Genomic DNA, 18,278 nt, shown 5'->3' with positions numbered 1-18,278 from the left:
AGATGACTCGATTGAAGGGTCGCGTCACCCTGGCGACGGTGGCCGGGTCCGCCGGTGTCTCGGTCGCGACGGTGTCCAAGGTGCTGAACGGGCGTAGCGACGTCTCGCCGGTCACCCGCGCGCGGGTCCAGGAGATCCTCGAGAAGCACGGGTACGTCGGCCGCCGGCCGGACACCGTGCACCGGGACACGGTCGAGCTGTTCTACCAGGGCGTCCTGAACGCGTACTCGGTCCAGGTCATCCAGGGAGTCGTCGAGGCAGGTCAGGCCGAGGGTGTCGACGTCGTGCTGAACGCGCACCCGCCGCACCCGCAGGCGTCGAGCAGCGGTCGGGCCGCACGCTGGATCCGCGCGCTGATCGGCAACGGCCGCCGGGCCGCGATCGGGCTCACCAGCCAACTCGCCGATGCCGACCTGGCCGCGCTGGCGCGAGCCCGGCTGCCGCTCGTCGTGATCGACCCGGCGAACATCCCGCAGCCCGACGTGACGAGTGTGGGTTCGACGAACTTCGCGGGCGGGATGGCCGCGGCCCAGCATCTGCTGTCCCTCGGTCACCGCAGGATCGGGTACGTCGGCGGTCAGCCGACCTCGAGCTGCAACCAGGCCCGGATGAGCGGCTTCCGCAGTGCGATGGACGCGGTCGGTGCGACGGTGCCGCCGGAGTACGTCTGGCTGAGCGACTTCCTGTACGACGACGGTGTGGCCGGCGGTTCCTCGATGCTCGACCTGCGGGACCGGCCGACCGCGATCTTCGCCGGCAGCGACGAGGTCGCGCTGGGGATCCTGGAGGCAGCGCGGGCGCGCGGCCTGCGGGTGCCCGAGGACCTCAGCCTGATCGGCTTCGACGACACCGAGGTGGCCCGGCTCGCTTCGCCGCCGCTCACCACAGTGCGGCAGCCGCTGCGCGAGATGGGCGCGGTCGCGCTCCGGACGGCCCTGCAGTTGGCCGCCGGGGAGCAGGTCGCCTCCCACCACGTCGAGCTGGCGACGACTCTGATCGTGCGTGGCTCGGCCGCGCCGCTCGAGCTGTCGTCGGTCGCGGCCTCCTGATCATTCCTTCCGGTCCGCGAGGACCTTGGTCACGAACACCACGGCAACCAGCAGCACCACGGACGACGCCGCCAGCAGCGTGAGCGGTACGGCGTTGGCGCCGGCCGTCTTGTCGTCCGACAGCACGGTCATGATCGGGCGGATCGGCGAGATCCAGCGCAGCAGCAATACGGCGATGATCGCGGCGGCCGCGGTCAGCATCGCGATCCCGATCCGCCGGATCACCAGCCGCGAGCACAACAGCCCGATCGCCGCGCCGACCAGCGCCGCCCCGAGCTGCGCGGCCGCACCGACGGCGAGATCTCCGGCGGTCACGACATGCTTCCCGGTGACGATCGGGTAGACCAACCCGATGATCAGCAGCGGCACGCACCACGTCACCACGACAGCGACCGTCGTCGCCAGAACCCGCAACGAGCTCCCCACCGTCACGACCGTGATCTGCCGCTGCGTCGGATCCTCGTGATTGACGATGCTCACGGTCAACCACGTCGTACACACGAGCATCGCGAGCACGCAGAACGCGTACGACGACTGCAGCGGGCCGTTGTCCGACGTCGTACCGACTGCCATTGCGGCGAGGAAGATCAGTGTCGGCGGGAGATAGCGCTGGGAGAGCAGGACGCTCGTCAGCAGGTAGCGGTAGAGGGCAGTCACTCGGACCTCACCTGGCGAACCGTCGTCACCGACCAGCCGTGTTGCAGGGCGGTCAGCAGCGTCGCGTCGTGCCGGCCGGTCGGCACCATCAGCGTGATGCCGGCCTCGTGCGGTCGTACTTCGACCACGTCCGGATACCGCGACCAGTCGATCTCGGCGCCGGGAACCATCGAGATCTCGGTGAGGCTTGTCTGCTGGGTCAACGCGGTCAGCCGGCCGCGCTCGATCTCGCAGACCCGGGTCGCCGTCGACCGGACAACCTGGGCGGAGTGCTCGGTGAAGGCGACCGCGGCGCCTTGCGCGGCAGTCTCGGTGAGGAGTTCGCGCAAGGTGGTGTGCGCGGTTGCGTCGAGACCGGCCCACGGTTCGTCGAGGACCAGGAGCTCAGGTTGTCTGAGGAGTGCCTGGGCCAGCGCGACCTTCTGCGCGTTGCCCTTCGACAGCTTCCTCATCGGCGTATCCGCGCCACCCGAGAGTGCGAGCCGGTCGAGCAGTTCGTGAGCGCGCGCCTGCGCCGTACGCGTGCTGAGTCCACGGATCCGTCCCATGTGTCTGAGGTACGCCGACGCCGAGAGGCGATCGTGCGATGCGAAGACGTCCGGGACGTAGCTGACGACGCCGGCGGTGCGCTGGACCGATCCCGTTGACGGTCGGGACAGGCCGACCATCAACTTGAGGACGGTGGACTTGCCGGAGCCGTTGGCGCCGACGAGTGCCACCAGCTCACCCGCGTTCACCTGCAGGTCGACGTCCGCCAGGATCTCCCGCCGTCCGTACCGTTTCGAGACTTGCCGCAGCCGGACCACTTCCATGCGGTGAGCCTATCCATCCGGCGGGCCGCAGCACCCGGGACAGCGGGCGGGTGAGGATCGCCGACACGAGCAAGGAGGCTGCCGCGAACGCCGTCATCGCCGGCGCGGCCGAGGTCAGGTCGGCCAGTGCGCCGGCCAGGATCGCGGCCACGCCGAACGTCGTACCCCGGAGCGCGGACTCCAGCCCGAGCACCTGTCCGCGCAACTCGGCCGGAGTGAGGTCGACGAGAACCTCCTGCTGGGCAAGGGAAGCCGAGTAGCCGAAGCTGCCGATCGCGACGAGCACGCAGAGGACGGAGATCGGCAGGTGGAACGCGAAGCCCAGGAAGGGCACGGCGAGCACGAACCGGAGCCATCGTCCCGCGACACGGCGGCCGTTCCGGGTGAGGAAGCGGCCGACGATCAGATCACCGCTCATCATCCCGGCGGCGCCTGCGGCCAGCAGCCAGCCCGCGCGCGGTCCGGCGTACGGGACGAAGAGGGCCTCGCAGCCGACGATCAGGCCGTTGGGAAGAGTCAGCGCGAGCAGGAGCGGACGGGTCCGGGTCTGGGCGAGCAGCACGCGGTTGCCGCGCCACGTCTCGGCGAGGCCGGTCCGTGCGACCCGGCGTGGCGGACGGTCCTGCAGCCCGAACCGGACGACCGGTACGGCGAGGGTCGCGAAGCCGGTCGCGATCCAGAGCACGGTCGACGGACTGACCGTCTGCAGCAGAATGCCGGCGATGCCGAAGCCGGCGATCTGCATCGCGCCGACGGACAGGTTCATCGCGGATCGGCCGAGGATGAACTGCTCGTCGTGCACCACCTCGCCGAGCAGTCCGTAGCGGACGCCCGCGCCGATCGACAGGCCGTACGCCAGCGTGAGCGACAGGACCAGACGCAGGCCGGGGGAGAGGTCGAGGGCGGCTTGGATGCCGACCGCAACGGCCGAGCCGGCTGCGAGCAGCGTGAGGATCCGCCGGGGCCGGGCGGTGTCCGCGGCCGACATCAACGTTGAGACGCCGAGCACCTGGGCCAGCGACGGCCCGAACATGATCGTCGCCGCGAGCAGCGCGGACCCGGTCGTCGCGTCGACCACGATCGCCAGCGTCAGGCTGGTCATCGTCGAGGACGCGTTGCCCAGCGCACTGCCGATCCACAGGTTGCGGAACTCGCGGTTGGCGAAGATCTGCGTGTAGGTGCTCATGTCATGGAGCATCGACCGCGGCCCGCTGACCGCCTACAGTTTCGGGTGGAGGCGAAACGTTGTCCGAATTCCTGGTCGACGCCGACACCTTGGTGAATGCCCGGTTCGGTACGTCGCAGCTCACCGAGACCGTGTCGGCAATGAAGCTGCTGCGGGTGCCGGTCGAGCCGTGGTACCGCCCGTGGAAGGACCAGCACGTCGACGCCTACCAGGCGGCGCTGGCGGCAAACCCGGTCTGGGCGGCGATCGCCGAGAGTGCGTTCGGGACGAGCTGGGCGGCCGACTTCTTCACGGTCCCGCCGCTCGAGCCGGACCTCGCGCTCGAGGAGGAGCTCGGGCCGTTGCTGACCCTCTCCGACGACCACATCCGGGCGGACCTGAGCGTCGTACGCACGCCGTTGCCGTCGATCCTGCTCGAGACTCGCGGGCTCGCCGCCGAAGCGGCTGGGCTGTTGCGGTGGATCTGGAGCGCGACCATCGAACCGGAGTGGCCACGGCGGTTGCGGGTGTTGCAGGCCGACATCGTGTCGCGGACGTCGCGGCTCAGCGAGCAAGGGTGGTCGGGAGTGCTCCGCGGGCTGGGGCCGGATGTGCGGTGGCTCGGCGACGGCCGGATCCAGGTCAACCGGTGGGACTACCCGCCGACGGATGTCCGCGGTCGGGATCTGATGTTCATCGCGGCGCACACCCAACGGGTGAACGTGAGCTGGCGGCTGCCGGATCGGTTCGCGCTGGCCTACCCGGTTACGGGCATCTTCGCGACGACCGCGACGCCGGACGAGCCGTTGGTGCAACTGCTCGGGCGCAACCGCGCGCGCATCCTGGTCGAGGCCGCCGCACCGGTGAGTACGACGTTGCTGGTCGCGACGACGGGTCTGTCGCTGGCGACGATCTCCGACCATCTCCGGGTGCTGACCGACAGCGGATTGCTCGAACGCCGCCGGTCCGGGCGGTCGGTCTTGTACTGGCAGTCCGACACCGGCCGTCGCGTGGTCGGACGGCCGGTGTCGGGCTGAAGGCGTCCGTCGGACGAACGCCGGGGCTCGCCCAGCTGGGCAGCTAGCGCAGGATCTCCAGTTCGGCCGTGAGTGCGAGATCCGACACGGACGAGCCGGCTCGGAGGGTGAAGGTGCCGGGCTCGGTGGTCCAGCCGTTGTCCCAGTGCTCGAAGGTGTGCTCGTGCAAGGCGACTGTGATTTCGCGGGCCTGACCGGCATCGAGGCGTACGACGGCGAAGCCGGCCAGCCAGCGGACCGGACGGTCGAGCGTGCTGTCGGGGCGTTCGGCGTACACCTGGACGACGTGCTTGCCGGCACGGTCGCCGGTGTTGCGGACGGTCAGCGCGACCGAGGTCGGGTCGTTGGCGCGCAGGTCGGACAGCTCCCAGGTGGTGTACCCGAGGCCGTGGCCGAACTCGTACGCCGGCTCGGTGCCCGCCTTGAGCCAGGCGCGGTAGCCGATGTGGATGCCCTCGTCATACCGCACGACGCCATCCTTCGGAGTGACGTCGATGACCGGGACATCTGACTCCTCGCGCGGCCACGTGGTCGGGAGACGGCCGCCGGGCTCGGTCCGGCCGAGGAGCACGTCGGCGAGCGCGTCGCCGTACTCCTGACCGCCGAAGTACGTCGCGAGCGTGGCCGCGACGTCGTCCCGCCAGGGCAGGAGGACAGGCGAGCCGGCGTTGACCACGACGACCGTCCGGGGATTGGCGGCGGCGACCGCGCGGACCAGGTCGTCCTGGCGGCCGGGGAGCGCGAGCGAGGTGCGGTCGTAGCCTTCGGACTCGACCTTCGAATTGGTGCCCACGACAACCAGTGCCACGTCCGCGGCGCGAGCGGCCGCGACGGCCTCGTCGATCAGCGCCTGCGGGTCGTCGTTGCCCGGCTCGACGCCGATGACGATTCCGAACGCGTTGCTCAGACCGCCTTCCAGCTTGGGCAGATCGAGCTCGACGCGGACGTCGACCGGCGTACCGGCGGTCACGTCGAGCGGCGTGGAGATCGAGGGCGGTGAGAGCAGCGCGGCGCCGAGGTCGGTGCCGACCGGGACCGCGGTGTCCTCGCGGAGGAGCTTGCCGTCGGCAAAGATCCGGCCGCGGCCGACCGACGCGAAGCCGAGCTTGATCGGACCGGATTCGGCCGGGGTCCAGGTGGTGCGGAACTCGAAGACCGTTGACTCGGCGATCGGGGCGTCGCCGCCGAGGTAGACGAGCGCGCTGGAGAACCGGTCCTCGGCGTACAGCTCGGTGCCGTCGGCTGTCAGGAAGCGTACGCGGCCGCCGCGCTCGCCGGTCTCGGGATTGGTCATGGTTGCCGGCGGCAACTCCGCGACGCCTTCCTGGACGACGGCGCCGAGCGAGTAGGTGACCTCGGCGTTCGGGAGTGCCTTGCGGATCCCGTCGAGCGGGGACACGACGGCCGACGGGATGACGGTCGCGCTGCCGCCGCCCTGAGTGCGGGCGTCGCGGGCGTTGTGGCCGATGACGGCGACGCGCTGGAGGTTGCCCCAGGGGAGTTCGTTGTTGTTGGCGAGCAGGACGGTGCCTTCGGCGGCCGCCGTCCGGGCGAAGGCGGTGCCGTCGACCTGCGGTACGTCGGCCGGCTTCTCGAAGCCTTCGAGCGCACCGACGCGGGCGGCGAGCGCGAGGATACGGAGGACCTTGCGGTCGATCGCGTCCTCCTTGACCTCGCCGGACCGGACCGCCTCGACGAGTGCGTCGCCCCAGGCACCGATCGGACCGGGCATCGCGAGGTCCTGGGAGTGCTTGGCGCTCTCCACGCTGCGTACGGCGGTCCAGTCGCTGACCACGACGCCGTCGAATCCCCAGTCGGTGTTGAGTGGGGTCTCGAGCAGGTCGTTCTCCGACGCGGTCGCGCCGTTGATCGAGTTGTAGGCGCTCATCACGAGCCACGCCTTCGACTCGGTGACGGCCTTCTCGAACGCGAGCAGGTAGACCTCGCGGAGCGTGCGCTCGTCGACGACGACGTTCGCGGTGAAGCGGTCGGTCTCGAAGTCGTTCGCCACGTAGTGCTTCGGGGTCGCGCCGACGCCGAGCTCCTGGACTCCGGCGACGTACGCCGCGGCGAGCTCCGCGGTCAGCACCGGGTCCTCGCTGAACGCCTCGAAGTGCCGGCCGCCGAGCGGCGAACGGTGCAGGTTGATGGTCGGGCCGAGGACGACGTCGACGTTCTTCCGGCGGGCCTCGAGCGCCGACACCACGCCGTACCGATGGGCGATGTCGAGGTCCCAGGACGACGAGAGCGCGGTGGCCGACGGGAGGTTGAGCGACGGGTCGCGCTCGTCCCAGACCGGGCCGCGGACCCCGCTCGGGCCGTCGGACAGCACCATCGAGCGCAGCCCGATCGACGGGAGCGCGTACGTCGACCAGAAGTCCTGGCCGGTGAGGATCCGGACCTTGTCCTCGAGGGTGAGCCGGCCGAGCAGGTCGTCGAAGTTCATGCCGAAGACTGTACGTCCGAAAACCAAGTGATGCTAGGTTTTGGGTATGGCGACTTCCAGAGGTCCGTACGCGAAGGGTGTCGCGAAGCGGGAGGAGATCCTGCGCGCCGCCCTCGAGGTGATCGCACGCCACGGCTACCGGAAGACGTCGACACGCGAGCTCGCCGCCGCGGTCGGCCTGAGCGAGGCCGGCCTCCTGCACTACTTCGGCTCGAAGGAAAAACTCTTCGAGGCAGTACTCCGAGCCCGCGACGAGGCCGACCGCACCCGCTTCGCCGACTCGTCCGATCCGATCGACCTGCTCTCGACCGTCGTCCGCCACAACGCTTCGGTGCCGGGCCTGGTCGAGCTCTACTCGACCTTCTCCGCCGAGGCCGGCGACGCCGACCACAACTCCCACGACTACTTCGTAGACCGCTACGCGAGCATCCGGGCCTCCCTCGCCGAAGCAGTCCGCACCCGCCAGTCCGCCGGCACCTTCACCCCTCAGGCAGACCCCGAAACCATCGCCACAGTCCTCATCGCCCTCTCGGACGGCCTGCAAATCCAATCCCAGTACGCCCTACCCACCGCACCGGCAGCCCTCTTCAACCACCTGCTGGATCTGCTGTCCACGCCCGCGCGAGATAGTTGAACCATGACGAACTCCGCCGACCACCCCGACTCCCCGGCGGGGGAGAACGCGCCTCCGGCGCACCCTTCGTCGGCTGGGGCGGCTGCGCCTTCCATCCCGGCACCTACGGACGGGCCGTCTCGACCTCCCGCACCCGTCGGCGTTAGCCGGCGGGTGCTTACGCGGGAGATCTGGTTGGTGCTGGCGCTCTCGCTGGGAGCCTCCGGGGTGGCGGCGGTTATCTCGTTTGCGGGGGTGCTGACCTCGTCGAAGCCGATCAGTGGGCAGACGGCGGTGATTGTGGGGTCGCGGGCTCCGGGGCGGCCTTGGCTGGATCTGAGTTGGCAGGTGTTTGCGATCGTGACCGCGCTGGTGCCGGTCGCGCTCGTCGGGCATTTCCTCGCGCGCGGCGGTGAGACCCTGCGGACGATCGGCTTCGACCTGCGCGACCGGCTGCGGGACCTCGGACGCGGTACGGCGATCGCGGCGATCATCGGCGGAGCGGGCCTGCTGTTCTACATCGGTGCACACGCGACCGGCGCCAACCTGACCGTCGATCCGTCGCAGCTGCCCGACTACTGGTGGCGGATCCCGATCCTGATCGCGGTCTCCGCGCAGAACGCCGTACTCGAGGAAGTCATCGTGCTCGGCTACCTCAACCACCGGCTCGACCAGCTCGGCTGGTCGGTCCGGCGCGCGACCGTGACCAGCTCGCTGGTCCGCGGCTCGTACCACCTCTACCAGGGCCTCGGCGGCTTCGCCGGCAACGTGATCATGGGAGTGATCTTCACCTGGCTGTACCGCCGCTGGGGCCGGATCATGCCGCTGGTCGTCGCGCACACCCTGATCGACACCGGCGCGCTGATCGGTGCGACGTATCTGCTGGGCAAGGTCTCCTGGCTACCCAGTTGAAAACTGGACAAGTGTAAAGACTGACACGTAACCGATCGGGGCTCCGACGGGTTGAGGTTGTCGTGACAGTCAACGGGGAAATCACCAGTCCGCCCGAGATCGATGCCGGCCTGGCCGCCGCGGCGCTCGCCGTGTTCGCACACCGGCACGAGGTCGTCCACCTGCTGTACGCCGCCACCGACGAGCCGGACGCGCTCGCCCGGATCGGCGACCTGCTCCGGGTCGACGAGGCGACCATCGCGCGCGTCCTGGACCAGCCGCTGCGCTGGATGCTGCCGCAGTTCCGCACCGAACTCGAGACGATCGCGTCCACACCGGACCCCGCGATCACCGCGCCCCCTGTGTCCACCGTGCCCACCGTGCCCACAGCGCCCACGGCGCCACCTGTGGACCCGGCGGACCTGGAGCCGGCGCAGACCAGCTGACGCTGCGCGTTCCTGCAACCCGGTCGCAGGAGGCACCGCTCCGACGTTAGGTTGGAGCGGTGCAGACGTATGGGCGGGACGTGCTGGAGATCGCGGACGAACTGACGACGGCGTACGTCGAGGTGTTCACCTCACCGCCGTTCGAGCACCGGGACCCGGAGCAGACCAGGATCGCGTTCCGGAAGCGGCTCGACGGCGACGCCGAGCGGGACGGCTTCCAGGCGTGGATCGAGCGTACCGACGACGGGCGGATCGCCGGGTTCGTGACCGGCTGGACCACGCCCGCGCCGTTCCGGACCGACCGGTCGTACGGCAGCGTCCTCGACCGGCTCGGCGCCGAACAGGTCGAGGAGCTGCTGATCGGCGCGTTCGAGGTCGACGAGCTCGGCGTACTCGAGCATGCCCGCGGCACCGGCCTCGCCCGCCGCCTGCTCGAAACCGCCACTCGTGAGCGTTCCCGCGCCTGGCTGCTCGCGTGGAACCAGAACCACGACGCGATCGCCTTCTACCGCCACCTCGGCTGGCAGGAGCCCGCGGTCCGCGGCCCGGAGCACGACATTCTCGTGTTCGTCAACGCGTCATAGCGCGAAGAGTTCCGTCGCGTTCCGGTGGGTGATCGCGGCGTGCTCCTCCGGCGTGAGGTCGGCGGCTTCCAGGGCGCCCAGCGCGACCGACGGGTCGATCAACGTGGCGTCGGTGCCGAACATCAGGCGGCTCGGCCCGATCCGGTCGAGGATCCAGCGGATCCGGTTCGCCTCCGGCGCGGACCAGCACGGCTCGAACCAGATCCGGTCGGACCGATCGGCCGCTTCGGGCACCCGCGGCCAGCCGTTCGCGCCCATGTGACCGGCCAGCACCCGCGCCTCGGGCACCCGGGCCGCGACGTCGGCGAGATCGACGACCGTGTCGCCCCAGGTGTGCACGAGCGTGGGCAGGCCGTACTCCGTGGTGAGCTCGATCGCCGCCTGCATCGCGGGCGAGCTGATCGGCGTCCGGCTGTACTCGCTGTGGATCTTCGCGCCGACCCACCGCGTCCGCCCGTCCCCGGCGAGCAGTACGTCGAGGTCGGTCCGGGCCTCGTCGAGGCGGCGCGGGTCGACGACGATCATCCCGCGCAGCCGCTCGTCGACGGGAAGCAGTTCGGCCAGCGACCGGTTGCCCAGCGGGGCGTCGTACACGATGGCCTCGATCGCCGAGACCAGCTGGAGGTCGATGCCGAAGCGGTCGATCAGGTCGATGTTGACGTCGATGCTCGCGGTGTCCATCGAGAAGAACCACGGACCCCAGTGGGCGTGTACGTCGATCAGCATGCGGGCTCCAGGAGGGTCTCGAGACTGCGGCTGCCGGCCTGGGCGATCTCGTCCGGGCTGAGCTTGGACGTCAGCAGCCGGCGGACCACCGAACGGGTCTCGTGGAACGGCGTCCGGCAGCCGAGCACGAGCCGCTCCGCGCCGACCTCCGCGGCCACGATCTCGAGCGAGTCGGGTCCGGTCAGCATCCGGGTCGAGGTGTGGAAGCCGGGCTCCGAGCGGGCCAGGATCACGAAGTCGCCGAGGTAGTAGAAGTGCGTGTCGAGGAACACGACCCGCGCGCCGAGCCCGCGCAGCGCCGGTCCGACCTTGCGTACGTCGCCCTCGGTGAAGATCGTCACGCCGGCGTCGACCAGCAGTTGCACGACATGACCGAACGACGGGTAGCCCGGCTCGACGCTCTGCGCGGTCGGCGCCAACCGGATCGCCCGCGGTGGAGCATCGCTCGACAGCAGCCGCTCCAGCTCCTTCTCCGCACCCAGTGGGTCGCGCAGATCCAGCACCGGGCACATCGTCCATCCGTTGTCGTCAGCAACTTTACGTGCCTCGTCGTTCCCCGACGGTACGTCGAAGTGCACTGCCCGCAGCGCGGACACGACACCGCCGGAGATGTGAGCGGCGTCGAGCACCTCGCGCACCTTCTCGGGCCGGCCCCAGCGCCCGGTCGTCACGTCGTGCCCGACCAGGATGTCGCAGTCGAGCAGCAATGGGGTGTCGGTCATCAGGCCTCCTGGGCCAGGGCTTGGTGCACCTTGCGGATTGCGGTGACTATGTCGTCGACATCGGATTCGGTGTAGTTCTCGTTCCAGGGCAGGACGAGGAGGCGGTTGTTGATCAGGTCCTCGGCGTTCGGACACAGGCCGACCGGATACGACACATCCTGAAGTGGGAACCCGGAGTCGCCGTACGTGATCCGCTCGCGGACGGCCGGCGCGGCGTACAGCGGGCTGGTCAGGTACCCGCCGTTCGCCGGAATACCCTCGGCGGTGAGCGCCGCGGCCCACTCGCGCATGTCGCCGGCCGCTTCGGAGATGATCAGCGGGTACTGCCAGTAGACGTGGTCGTGCCCGTCGGGTGGCGGTGTGATGCCGGCCAGGCCGGCGATCCCGGCCGTCGCCCGGAGTGCCGCCGTACGACGGTCCTCGATCACGCCGCGGAGCCGGTTGAGCTGGGCTCTCGTGACCGAGGCGACGAGTTCGGTCATGCGGTAGTTCAGCGCGAGAAACAGGTACGTCCGCTCGTCGGTGTCACGCGGCCAGCCCTTGTCGGCGAACAGCCGCATCCGCCGGGCCTTCTGGGCGTCGTCGGTGACCGTGAGGCCGCCGTCGCCGGCGCTGATGTGCTTGGTCTGCTGGAGGCTGAAGCAGCCGATGTGCCCGATCCGGCCGACGAACGTGTCGCCGACCGGCGCGAGGTACGCCTGCGCACAGTCCTCGATCAGCAGGATTCCGTGCTGATCGCACAGCTCCCGCAGCTCCCGCACCCGCGCGGGTTTGCCGAACAGATGCACCACGATCACGGCCTTGGTCCGCGGCGTGATCGCGGCCGCGACCGACTCGGGCGTGAGGTTCCCGGTGATCGGGTCGACGTCCGCGAACACCGGTACGGCGTTCTGCATCATGATCGGGAACACGGTGCCCATGTCGCTGATCGGCGTGGTGATGATCTCGTCGCCGGGCTCCGGGTTCACCGCAGCGACGGCCAGGTGCAGGGCCGCCGTACCGGAGCTGCAGGTGACCGCGTGGCCGGCGCCGAGGAGCGCGGCGAACTCCATTTCAAGCGCAGGCACCTCGGTACCCCAGGTGGCTGACAGCATGCCGCTGCGGAGCACCCGCTCGACCGCCTTGACCTCGTCGTCACCGAAGCGCCGGCCGCCGGCGTTCATCACCGACGGCAGCGGCTCGGTGCGCACCGGCGTACCGCCGTCCCGGGCGAGCTGACTGTTCTCCATCAGGAATCCTTTGCTTAGGGCAACGGTAGTTGGACGAGGTCGCGGTCGGCGAGCCCCCAGACGCTGTGCTTGGCGCCGCGCACCGGCGTCAGTTGCGGCACCGTGTACCAGCCGTCGCCGAGCTTGTTCACCAGCAGCTTCGTCGGCCCGGGTCCGAGCTGGTACAGGTTCCCGCCGAAGTTCGTCTCACAGTAGACGCCGGTCCGGTCGGTGTGGATCTGACCGTAGCCGGACAGCTTGTTCTCACCGCGTACGACGGTCCTGGTGCGCAGGTCGTACCGGAACCAGCCGCCGCTGGTGCGTTTCAGCACGCCGTACAGGATCCCGTCGTGGACCGCGACGCTCTGGATCGATCGTTCGCCGGCGAGTGGCTCGACCGTCCAGAGCAGCTGGCGGCGGTAGAGGTCGAACGCGGCGATCGCGGCCGAGGTGCGGGTCGGCGTGATGCCACCGCCGCCGACCACGTCGCCGCCGAGGTATGCGATGCCGTCGACGATCGAGACCGTCATCACGCTCTGGTCGGGCAGGATCCCGTAGTGCACATCGAGCTCGCCGGTACGCACGTCCAGCAGCGTGAGCGCGCCGGTGAGCTTCCCCGTACCCGGTGCGGACGCGATCGCGAGCAGTTTCGACTTCTCGTCGTACGCCGCCTGCCAGGGTCGGATCTGCTCGTGGTCGATCGTGCCGAAGCTGTGGACCTGCTTGGTCCGCGGGTTGACCCGGACCACCTCGGTGCTCGGGTACAGCGCGGAGTACAGCTCGCCGCGGACCCAGGTGAGCGTCTTCGCCTCGCCCGCGACACGGATCCGCCGGGTGGCCCCGGCGGCGTGCTCGGTGATCACCCAGTGCCCGCCGACGTACAGGTGCGGGTCGCCGATCACGATCGACTGCGGCAGGTCCGGTGCGGGGGTGAACCCAGCATCGATCAGGTCGAGCACCTCGAACGAACCGGTGGAGACGTCCAGCCACCAGAGCACGCCGGACCCGGTCGCGCCGAGCAACGTCGTCGCATCGAGGAACACCAGCTTGCGGTGCTCGTCCTGCGGCGCCGGCGTCGCCACCGCGACGAGTCCTTCAGGTCCAACCTTCCACACGGTTCCGGACGTCCTCGTCGTCAGGTACGCCGTCCCATCCGCTGCGATCGCGATCGCGTCCACGCCCGTCTCGCCGTCGGGCAAAGGCGTGGTGCGGACATCGGATCCATCCAGCTCCATGCTGATCAACGCCTGGCTGCTGCCGACGAAGATCCGATCGTCCGTTGCCGCGAACGGGCCGAAGTTCTGCCCGCGGGACGTCTCCGGCGTGAGATCCCGGAAGGCCTTCGTACTCCGGTCGTACCCGACCAGCTGCGACGGGGTGTAGATCCCGGCGTACACATAGTTGCCTGCGGCACCGACATACCGGCCGTACTGTGCACCCGCGACCGGTGCACCGAGCCGTGTCGGAGTGTTCGTCGCGGGATCGATCTGCCAGACGGCGCCGTTCGGGTAGCTGACCGCGAACACCTGGCCGTCAGGGGCTGTGGCCATGTCCCACACGAAGCCACCGGCGCCGGCCAGCGTCCCGACGTGCGTGACCGATCCGTCGGCCGGGTCGAAGCAGTAGACGTCCGCGACCGGGTAGAGCCCGGCGTAGACCTTGCCGCCGGCAACGGTGATGCCCCAGCCGCCTTCGCCGGTGGGCAGCTCGACGGTCCGGGTGACCTTGCGGGTGGTGAGGTCGATCTCGGTCAGCCTCGGTGGGACGATACCGCGGCTGATCACGTAGGCGTGTCCGTCGTACACCGCCATCGCGACGACGGCGGCCGTCACGACTGCGGGACCGGAGGTGGGCAGCGTGGAGCCGTCGATGGGACTGTCCTCCGCGTGGGCGGTTGTGGGGAGAGCGGCGGCGGCGCCGGTGGCGAGCGCGCCGGCGAGCGCTGTACGGCGGGAGATGATCATCGGAGTCCACCGATCCGGACCAGGTCGCGGCCCTTGATCGTGTAGAGGGCGTCGCCGTTGTGAGAGGTCGTGATCAGTGGGTAGCTGTAGATCTCGGCGCCGAGATTGTCGACGACGGTGGTGACCGTCAGGGCGGGCGTGATCTTGAAGACGCGTTTGTTGTCGGTGCCGTACAGACCGGAGCGGGCGATCGTGAGGCGGCTCTGGCCGGTGCCGATCGTCGCGGCGCCGGTGAGCTTGCCGGTGCGGGGATCGAGGACGGCGAACCGGCCGTCGTCGGTGGTCGCGTAGAGGCGGCCGCGGTAGACGACGGCATCGCTGTAGCTCTGTGCCTTGGGCAACGGAGCGGTTGTCCAGAGCACCTTGTTGCGGTGCAGGTCGTAGGCGACGACGGTTGCCTCGGGCAAGATCGGGTCGGTGCCGAGGCTGTTCCGGGTCGCGCCGCCGAGGTAGGCGATGCCGTCGGCTGTGGTGACCGAGCGGACGGACTGCTGCGGCTCGACGCCGCGGTGGACCTCGCGTTGACCGGTGGCGAGGTGCTGCTCGACCAGCGTGCCGTCGTACTTGCCGTAGTCGGGTTCGGTGGAGATGAGCCAGGTGCGCGAGCGGGCGTCGTACGCGGCGTCGGTCGGGCGGGTCTGCTCGTTGCCGATCTGGCCGAGCTCGTGCAGGTCGGAGCCGTCCGGCTTCATCTGCCAGAGGCGGGCCAGCGTGTAGACGCCGAGGTAGACGTCCCGGCCGATCGGGGTCAGGGTCTTCGCCTCGCCGGGGAGGAACGTGCGCGTGCTGGCGCCGGTGGCGAGGTCGTGGACCTGGATGCCGGCCTTCCCGCTGACCAGGACGGAGGTCGGGGTCGCGGCGATCGCCATCGCCTGCTCGGGCGCGGGCGGCAGACCGGCCTGGCCGAGATCGGTGCCGGTGAACTCCCCGGTCGTCTCGTCGAAGTCGACGACCTGGCTGGTCAGTTCGGCGCGGATCGTCGAGCCGTCGACGAAGATCCGGTTGAAGTACGCCCCGTCGTACGGCGAACCGAGGCGGGTCAGCGTGTCGTCGCGGTAGCGGTAGAGCGTGCCGGACGGTCTGGTGCCGAGGTAGACGTCGGCGCCGTCGAGCGTGATCGCGGTGATGTACTGGTCGCCGCCGGGAGTCTGGACCTCGACCGGGTTGCTCAGGTCGGCGGTGTCGTAGACGAGCATCGTGCCGGTGGGGGAGAGGCTCGCGGCGAGCTTCGTGCCGTCGAGCGCGAGGGTGGCGACGAACGTGCGGTCGGCGTACTTGGCCGGGAGTACGTCGCGGCGGTCGCCGGTGGCGCGGTCGATGGCGATCAGGTGCGCCTTGGTGCCGACACCGGCGTAGATCGTGGTCGCGTCGGCGGCGATGCTGCGGACGTACTGCTCGCCGGCGACGGCAGCGCCGTACGATCTGGTGGCGCCGGTGGCCGGGTCGTACTCGTGGACGGCGCCGTCGGGGTAGGTGCCCGCGACGATCTTGCCGTCGGGCGTTGCGGCGATCGACCAGATGAACGAGCCGAACTGCGTGACCTTGGTCGCGGCACCGGTGGTTGTGTCGATCCGGTAGAGGTCGCCGGGGGTGTACAGGCCGACGTACAGGTCAGTGCCGAGGTGGGTCATCGCCCAGGCACCGGCGCCGGTGGGCAGCGAGAACTTGCGGTCGACGGTCCTGCTGACCGGGTCGAAGGCGCCGACCTGGACGGGGGAGACGCCGGAGGTGATGGTCCAGATCCGGTCGCCGACCTGCTCGGCGACGCTGGTCGAGGTCACGGCCGATGCCGGACCGAGGTTGGTGACCGTCGGGCTTTCGGTCACCTCCGGAACTGAGGCTGTTGCTGGTGCCGAAACGCTCACCAGTCCGGCGTAGCTGACCAGAGCAACGATCAATCCCCGTGCGATTCGCTTGTCCACAAGGCCTCCCGGGACAGTGCGCACTGAATTACGGTCATGGCTGAAATTAGCCGGACGTGCGTCAGTGCGTCAACCGCTCGGGAAACAATCAGAGATGAACGCGGTACACAACCAGCGGGCGGCCGCTGCCGGTGCCGAGTTGGGTGCCGGTCGCATCGGCCAGGCCGGCCCGCTCGAGGCGGTTCAGGACGCGGCGCGCGGTACGCGGCTGGATGCCGAGGTAGTCGGCGACCGATCGGGTGGTCAGACCGTCCTCGGGGGTGGCGTGGACGAGCTCCTGCAGGCGCTCGAGGGTCGCCTTCGACAGTCCGGCGCGTTGCGCGAGCAGTTGCAGCTTCGACCGCTGCTGGGCCCGCGGGGCCGCGCCGCCGACGAGCACGAGATCGATGTCGTTGCGCAGCGAGACGACTGCCGCCGTACGGCCTGCCGTCCTGGCTCGACCGAGTGCGCGGCGGGCCAACGCCTCGGTCTCGGTGCCGGAGCCGCCGATGCCGAAGCCGATCCGGACCGGTCCGAATTGTTCCTTCAGTCGGGTCAGCATGCCGAGCTCGGTGAACGAGGCGGTCGCCTGCTCGAGCGGTCCGCGGGTCGCGATCACGAGCCACCGCTTGTCGTCGTACCGGATGACGCTGCCGCCGAGCGAGCCGGCCTCGCGGCGGAGGGCGCTCTCGGCGTCGGGGGAGATCTCGACCAGGCCGAGGGCGATCTGCGCATCGTCACTGCGCAAAGCGTCGTGGACGAGCAGCAGACTGTTCACCGCGCTGCGCACCGAGTGCACCGACGGTGCGAGCCGCAGCGTGGTCTGCTCGGTCCGGAGCTTCTCGTACGCCGAGCGCAGACAGGTGATCGCGACCGTGGCGCGGGCCTCGTGGTGGAACGCGAGGATCTCCTCGAGGCTCAGCCCGGGGCGGTACGGCAGCACGCGCACGCCGCTCGTCGGCAGGCCGACCTCGTCGAACGTCTCCCGCACCTCGGCCTCGTCCAGTACGTCGATGCTGAGCGAGGTGACGTCGCGTCCCTCGCTGAGCAGCTGCACCAAGGCGCGCATCAGCGTGGCGCCGGTGTATTCGACGTGTGCCGCGGGCCGGTCGAGCAGGCCCTGCGCGGCGGCCAGCTGGTACGGGACGACGCCGGTGAACAGCCACGCGTCGACACTGCCCGGCGCGTTGGCCATCACCTTCGGCGTATCGGTCTCCCGCCGGTACCGCAGCGGGACGATCTCGACCCCACGCAGTCCTTTCAGGATCCGGCTGGTGGAGGTGACCAGGTCCGACGGTCCCACCACCCCGATCGACGTCACCATGGCGGGGCCCCCTCCTTCATCGGCTCAGTCTCACCAGAACACCCCACCGCTGCAAGAACCCGCGCCGTCGTCGGCTACGTTCCAGTCATGGCTCGGGTTGATGAGTGGATCGACGAGGGTACGGCGAAGTGCCGCGCGGCACTGGTTGACCTGGACGCGCCGTCGGCGCTGCCAGGCTGGAAACGACGTCATGTGGCGGCGCACCTGTCGCTGAATGCCGAGGCCCTGGGCAACCTCGTGCACTGGGCCCGCACCGGCGAGGAGCGCCCGATGTACCCGTCCCCCGAGGCCCGCAACGCCGACATCGAGTCCGGCGCTCTCCGCCCCGAGGACGAGCTCCGCTCCTGGTACGACGAGTCCGCCGCCGGACTGGCCGACGCCATGTCAGCCCTCTCAGCAGATCAATGGCAGTCCACAGTCCGCACCGCCCAAGGCGCCCCGATCCCCGCCACCCGAATCCCTTGGATGCGCTCCCGCGAGGTCCTCATCCACGCCGTAGACCTGTCCACCGGCCTCACCTTCGCCGATCTCCCCGCCGACTTCCTAGAAGCCCTCTGCGAAGACATCCGCACCACCCGCCCCGACGTACCACCCGCCGAAGGCCCCCTCCCCGAACTAGCCGCCTACCTAGCCGGCCGCCCCTACACAAACGTCACCACCTCAGGTCACCCCGCCACCCCCCTCCCACCCTGGCTCTGACCGCGGGCGTACTCCATCCAGTCGAGATCGTCAT

17 protein-coding genes are annotated in these 18,278 nt (G+C 69.8%); 7 read left to right on the top strand and 10 right to left on the bottom strand.

Annotated elements, in window-relative coordinates:
- Positions 1-2 precede the first annotated feature (2 nt).
- A complete protein-coding gene (locus OHA10_RS34800; RefSeq protein WP_371403029.1) occupies positions 3-1,049 on the top strand; it encodes a LacI family DNA-binding transcriptional regulator in 1,047 nt (348 codons plus the stop codon).
- Here OHA10_RS34800 and OHA10_RS34795 read toward each other — a convergent pair whose 3' ends face one another.
- From OHA10_RS34795 to OHA10_RS34785, 3 genes are read right to left on the bottom strand one after another with little or no spacing between them, the layout of a single operon-like run.
- The gene (locus OHA10_RS34795) at positions 1,050-1,706 is read right to left on the bottom strand and encodes a hypothetical protein (protein WP_371403028.1); all 657 of its coding nucleotides are present in this window, start codon (positions 1,704-1,706) and stop codon (positions 1,050-1,052) included. It abuts the gene before it with no gap.
- Complete coding sequence (locus OHA10_RS34790) at positions 1,703-2,518, bottom strand: ABC transporter ATP-binding protein (protein ID WP_371403027.1); 816 nt, start codon at positions 2,516-2,518, stop codon at positions 1,703-1,705. Before OHA10_RS34790 ends, OHA10_RS34795 begins: the two co-directional genes overlap by 4 nt.
- Positions 2,430-3,704 (bottom strand): MFS transporter, encoded by a 1,275-nt coding sequence (locus OHA10_RS34785; RefSeq protein WP_371403026.1) that lies wholly within the window; start codon positions 3,702-3,704, stop codon positions 2,430-2,432. The genes OHA10_RS34790 and OHA10_RS34785 overlap by 89 nt, the downstream gene beginning before the upstream one ends.
- 59 nt (positions 3,705-3,763) lie before the next feature.
- On the opposite strand from OHA10_RS34785, the gene OHA10_RS34780 reads away from it, so the two are divergent.
- The gene (locus tag OHA10_RS34780) at positions 3,764-4,720 is read left to right on the top strand and encodes an ArsR/SmtB family transcription factor (RefSeq protein WP_371403025.1); all 957 of its coding nucleotides are present in this window, start codon (positions 3,764-3,766) and stop codon (positions 4,718-4,720) included.
- Between the two features lie 43 nt (positions 4,721-4,763).
- Here the strand turns inward: OHA10_RS34780 and OHA10_RS34775 are convergent, their stop codons facing one another.
- Positions 4,764-7,166, bottom strand: coding sequence for a beta-glucosidase (locus OHA10_RS34775; RefSeq protein WP_371403024.1), 2,403 nt, complete (start codon positions 7,164-7,166; stop codon positions 4,764-4,766).
- A 46-nt stretch (positions 7,167-7,212) separates the two neighbouring features.
- Between OHA10_RS34775 and OHA10_RS34770 the strand changes: the two genes are divergently transcribed.
- The 4 genes from OHA10_RS34770 to OHA10_RS34755 all read left to right on the top strand — a co-directional run bounded on the left by OHA10_RS34770 (position 7,213) and on the right by OHA10_RS34755 (position 9,700).
- On the top strand, positions 7,213-7,800 hold the full coding sequence (locus OHA10_RS34770; protein ID WP_371403023.1) for a TetR/AcrR family transcriptional regulator: 588 nt from the start codon (positions 7,213-7,215) through the stop codon (positions 7,798-7,800).
- Positions 7,801-7,953: 153 nt separating this feature from the next.
- A complete protein-coding gene (locus OHA10_RS34765; RefSeq protein ID WP_371403022.1) occupies positions 7,954-8,691 on the top strand; it encodes a CPBP family intramembrane glutamic endopeptidase in 738 nt (245 codons plus the stop codon).
- 62 nt (positions 8,692-8,753) lie between these two features.
- Positions 8,754-9,116 (top strand): hypothetical protein, encoded by a 363-nt coding sequence (locus OHA10_RS34760; RefSeq protein WP_371403021.1) that lies wholly within the window; start codon positions 8,754-8,756, stop codon positions 9,114-9,116.
- 59 nt (positions 9,117-9,175) lie between these two features.
- On the top strand, positions 9,176-9,700 hold the full coding sequence (locus OHA10_RS34755; RefSeq protein WP_371403020.1) for a GNAT family N-acetyltransferase: 525 nt from the start codon (positions 9,176-9,178) through the stop codon (positions 9,698-9,700).
- Here the strand turns inward: OHA10_RS34755 and OHA10_RS34750 are convergent.
- The 6 genes from OHA10_RS34750 to OHA10_RS34725 all read right to left on the bottom strand — a co-directional run bounded on the left by OHA10_RS34750 (position 9,695) and on the right by OHA10_RS34725 (position 17,545).
- Positions 9,695-10,426: an amidohydrolase family protein gene (locus OHA10_RS34750; protein ID WP_371403019.1), complete on the bottom strand. Its 732-nt coding sequence runs from the start codon at positions 10,424-10,426 to the stop codon at positions 9,695-9,697. The genes OHA10_RS34755 and OHA10_RS34750 overlap by 6 nt on opposite strands.
- A complete protein-coding gene (locus tag OHA10_RS34745) occupies positions 10,420-11,148 on the bottom strand; it encodes a hypothetical protein (RefSeq protein WP_371403018.1) in 729 nt (242 codons plus the stop codon). Before OHA10_RS34745 ends, OHA10_RS34750 begins: the two co-directional genes overlap by 7 nt.
- Positions 11,148-12,377 carry a DegT/DnrJ/EryC1/StrS family aminotransferase gene (locus tag OHA10_RS34740; RefSeq protein WP_371403017.1) on the bottom strand — a complete coding sequence of 410 codons (1,230 nt, stop codon included), beginning with the start codon at positions 12,375-12,377 and terminating at the stop codon, positions 11,148-11,150. Before OHA10_RS34740 ends, OHA10_RS34745 begins: the two co-directional genes overlap by 1 nt.
- A 14-nt stretch (positions 12,378-12,391) precedes the next feature.
- Complete coding sequence (locus tag OHA10_RS34735) at positions 12,392-14,320, bottom strand: hypothetical protein (protein WP_371403016.1); 1,929 nt, start codon at positions 14,318-14,320, stop codon at positions 12,392-12,394.
- The gene (locus OHA10_RS34730; RefSeq protein WP_371403015.1) at positions 14,317-16,146 is read right to left on the bottom strand and encodes a PQQ-binding-like beta-propeller repeat protein; all 1,830 of its coding nucleotides are present in this window, start codon (positions 16,144-16,146) and stop codon (positions 14,317-14,319) included. Before OHA10_RS34730 ends, OHA10_RS34735 begins: the two co-directional genes overlap by 4 nt.
- Before the next feature lie 184 nt (positions 16,147-16,330).
- Positions 16,331-17,545, bottom strand: a complete 1,215-nt coding sequence (locus tag OHA10_RS34725; RefSeq protein WP_371403014.1) for a helix-turn-helix domain-containing protein — start codon at positions 17,543-17,545, stop codon at positions 16,331-16,333.
- Positions 17,546-17,632: 87 nt separating this feature from the next.
- Between OHA10_RS34725 and OHA10_RS34720 the strand changes: the two genes are divergently transcribed.
- Positions 17,633-18,244 (top strand): maleylpyruvate isomerase family mycothiol-dependent enzyme, encoded by a 612-nt coding sequence (locus OHA10_RS34720; RefSeq protein ID WP_371403013.1) that lies wholly within the window; start codon positions 17,633-17,635, stop codon positions 18,242-18,244.
- Positions 18,245-18,278: the final 34 nt, after the last annotated feature.

Source organism: Kribbella sp. NBC_00662 (genome assembly GCF_041430295.1).
GTDB lineage: Bacteria > Actinomycetota > Actinomycetes > Propionibacteriales > Kribbellaceae > Kribbella.
The sequence above is the reverse complement of the archived record's forward strand: the minus strand, read 5'-3'. Positions and strand labels throughout refer to the sequence as shown.

Coding starts and splice junctions, on each gene's coding strand:
- OHA10_RS34775 (WP_371403024.1), bottom strand. CDS start 7,166: ATGAACTTCGACGACCTGCTCGGCCGGCTCACCCTCGAGGACAAGGTC.
- OHA10_RS34720 (WP_371403013.1), top strand. CDS start 17,633: ATGGCTCGGGTTGATGAGTGGATCGACGAGGGTACGGCGAAGTGCCGC.
- OHA10_RS34745 (WP_371403018.1), bottom strand. CDS start 11,148: ATGACCGACACCCCATTGCTGCTCGACTGCGACATCCTGGTCGGGCAC.
- OHA10_RS34800 (WP_371403029.1), top strand. CDS start 3: ATGACTCGATTGAAGGGTCGCGTCACCCTGGCGACGGTGGCCGGGTCC.
- OHA10_RS34740 (WP_371403017.1), bottom strand. CDS start 12,377: ATGGAGAACAGTCAGCTCGCCCGGGACGGCGGTACGCCGGTGCGCACC.
- OHA10_RS34770 (WP_371403023.1), top strand. CDS start 7,213: ATGGCGACTTCCAGAGGTCCGTACGCGAAGGGTGTCGCGAAGCGGGAG.
- OHA10_RS34790 (WP_371403027.1), bottom strand. CDS start 2,518: ATGGAAGTGGTCCGGCTGCGGCAAGTCTCGAAACGGTACGGACGGCGG.
- OHA10_RS34735 (WP_371403016.1), bottom strand. CDS start 14,320: ATGATCATCTCCCGCCGTACAGCGCTCGCCGGCGCGCTCGCCACCGGC.
- OHA10_RS34725 (WP_371403014.1), bottom strand. CDS start 17,545: ATGGTGACGTCGATCGGGGTGGTGGGACCGTCGGACCTGGTCACCTCC.
- OHA10_RS34785 (WP_371403026.1), bottom strand. CDS start 3,704: ATGAGCACCTACACGCAGATCTTCGCCAACCGCGAGTTCCGCAACCTG.
- OHA10_RS34750 (WP_371403019.1), bottom strand. CDS start 10,426: ATGCTGATCGACGTACACGCCCACTGGGGTCCGTGGTTCTTCTCGATG.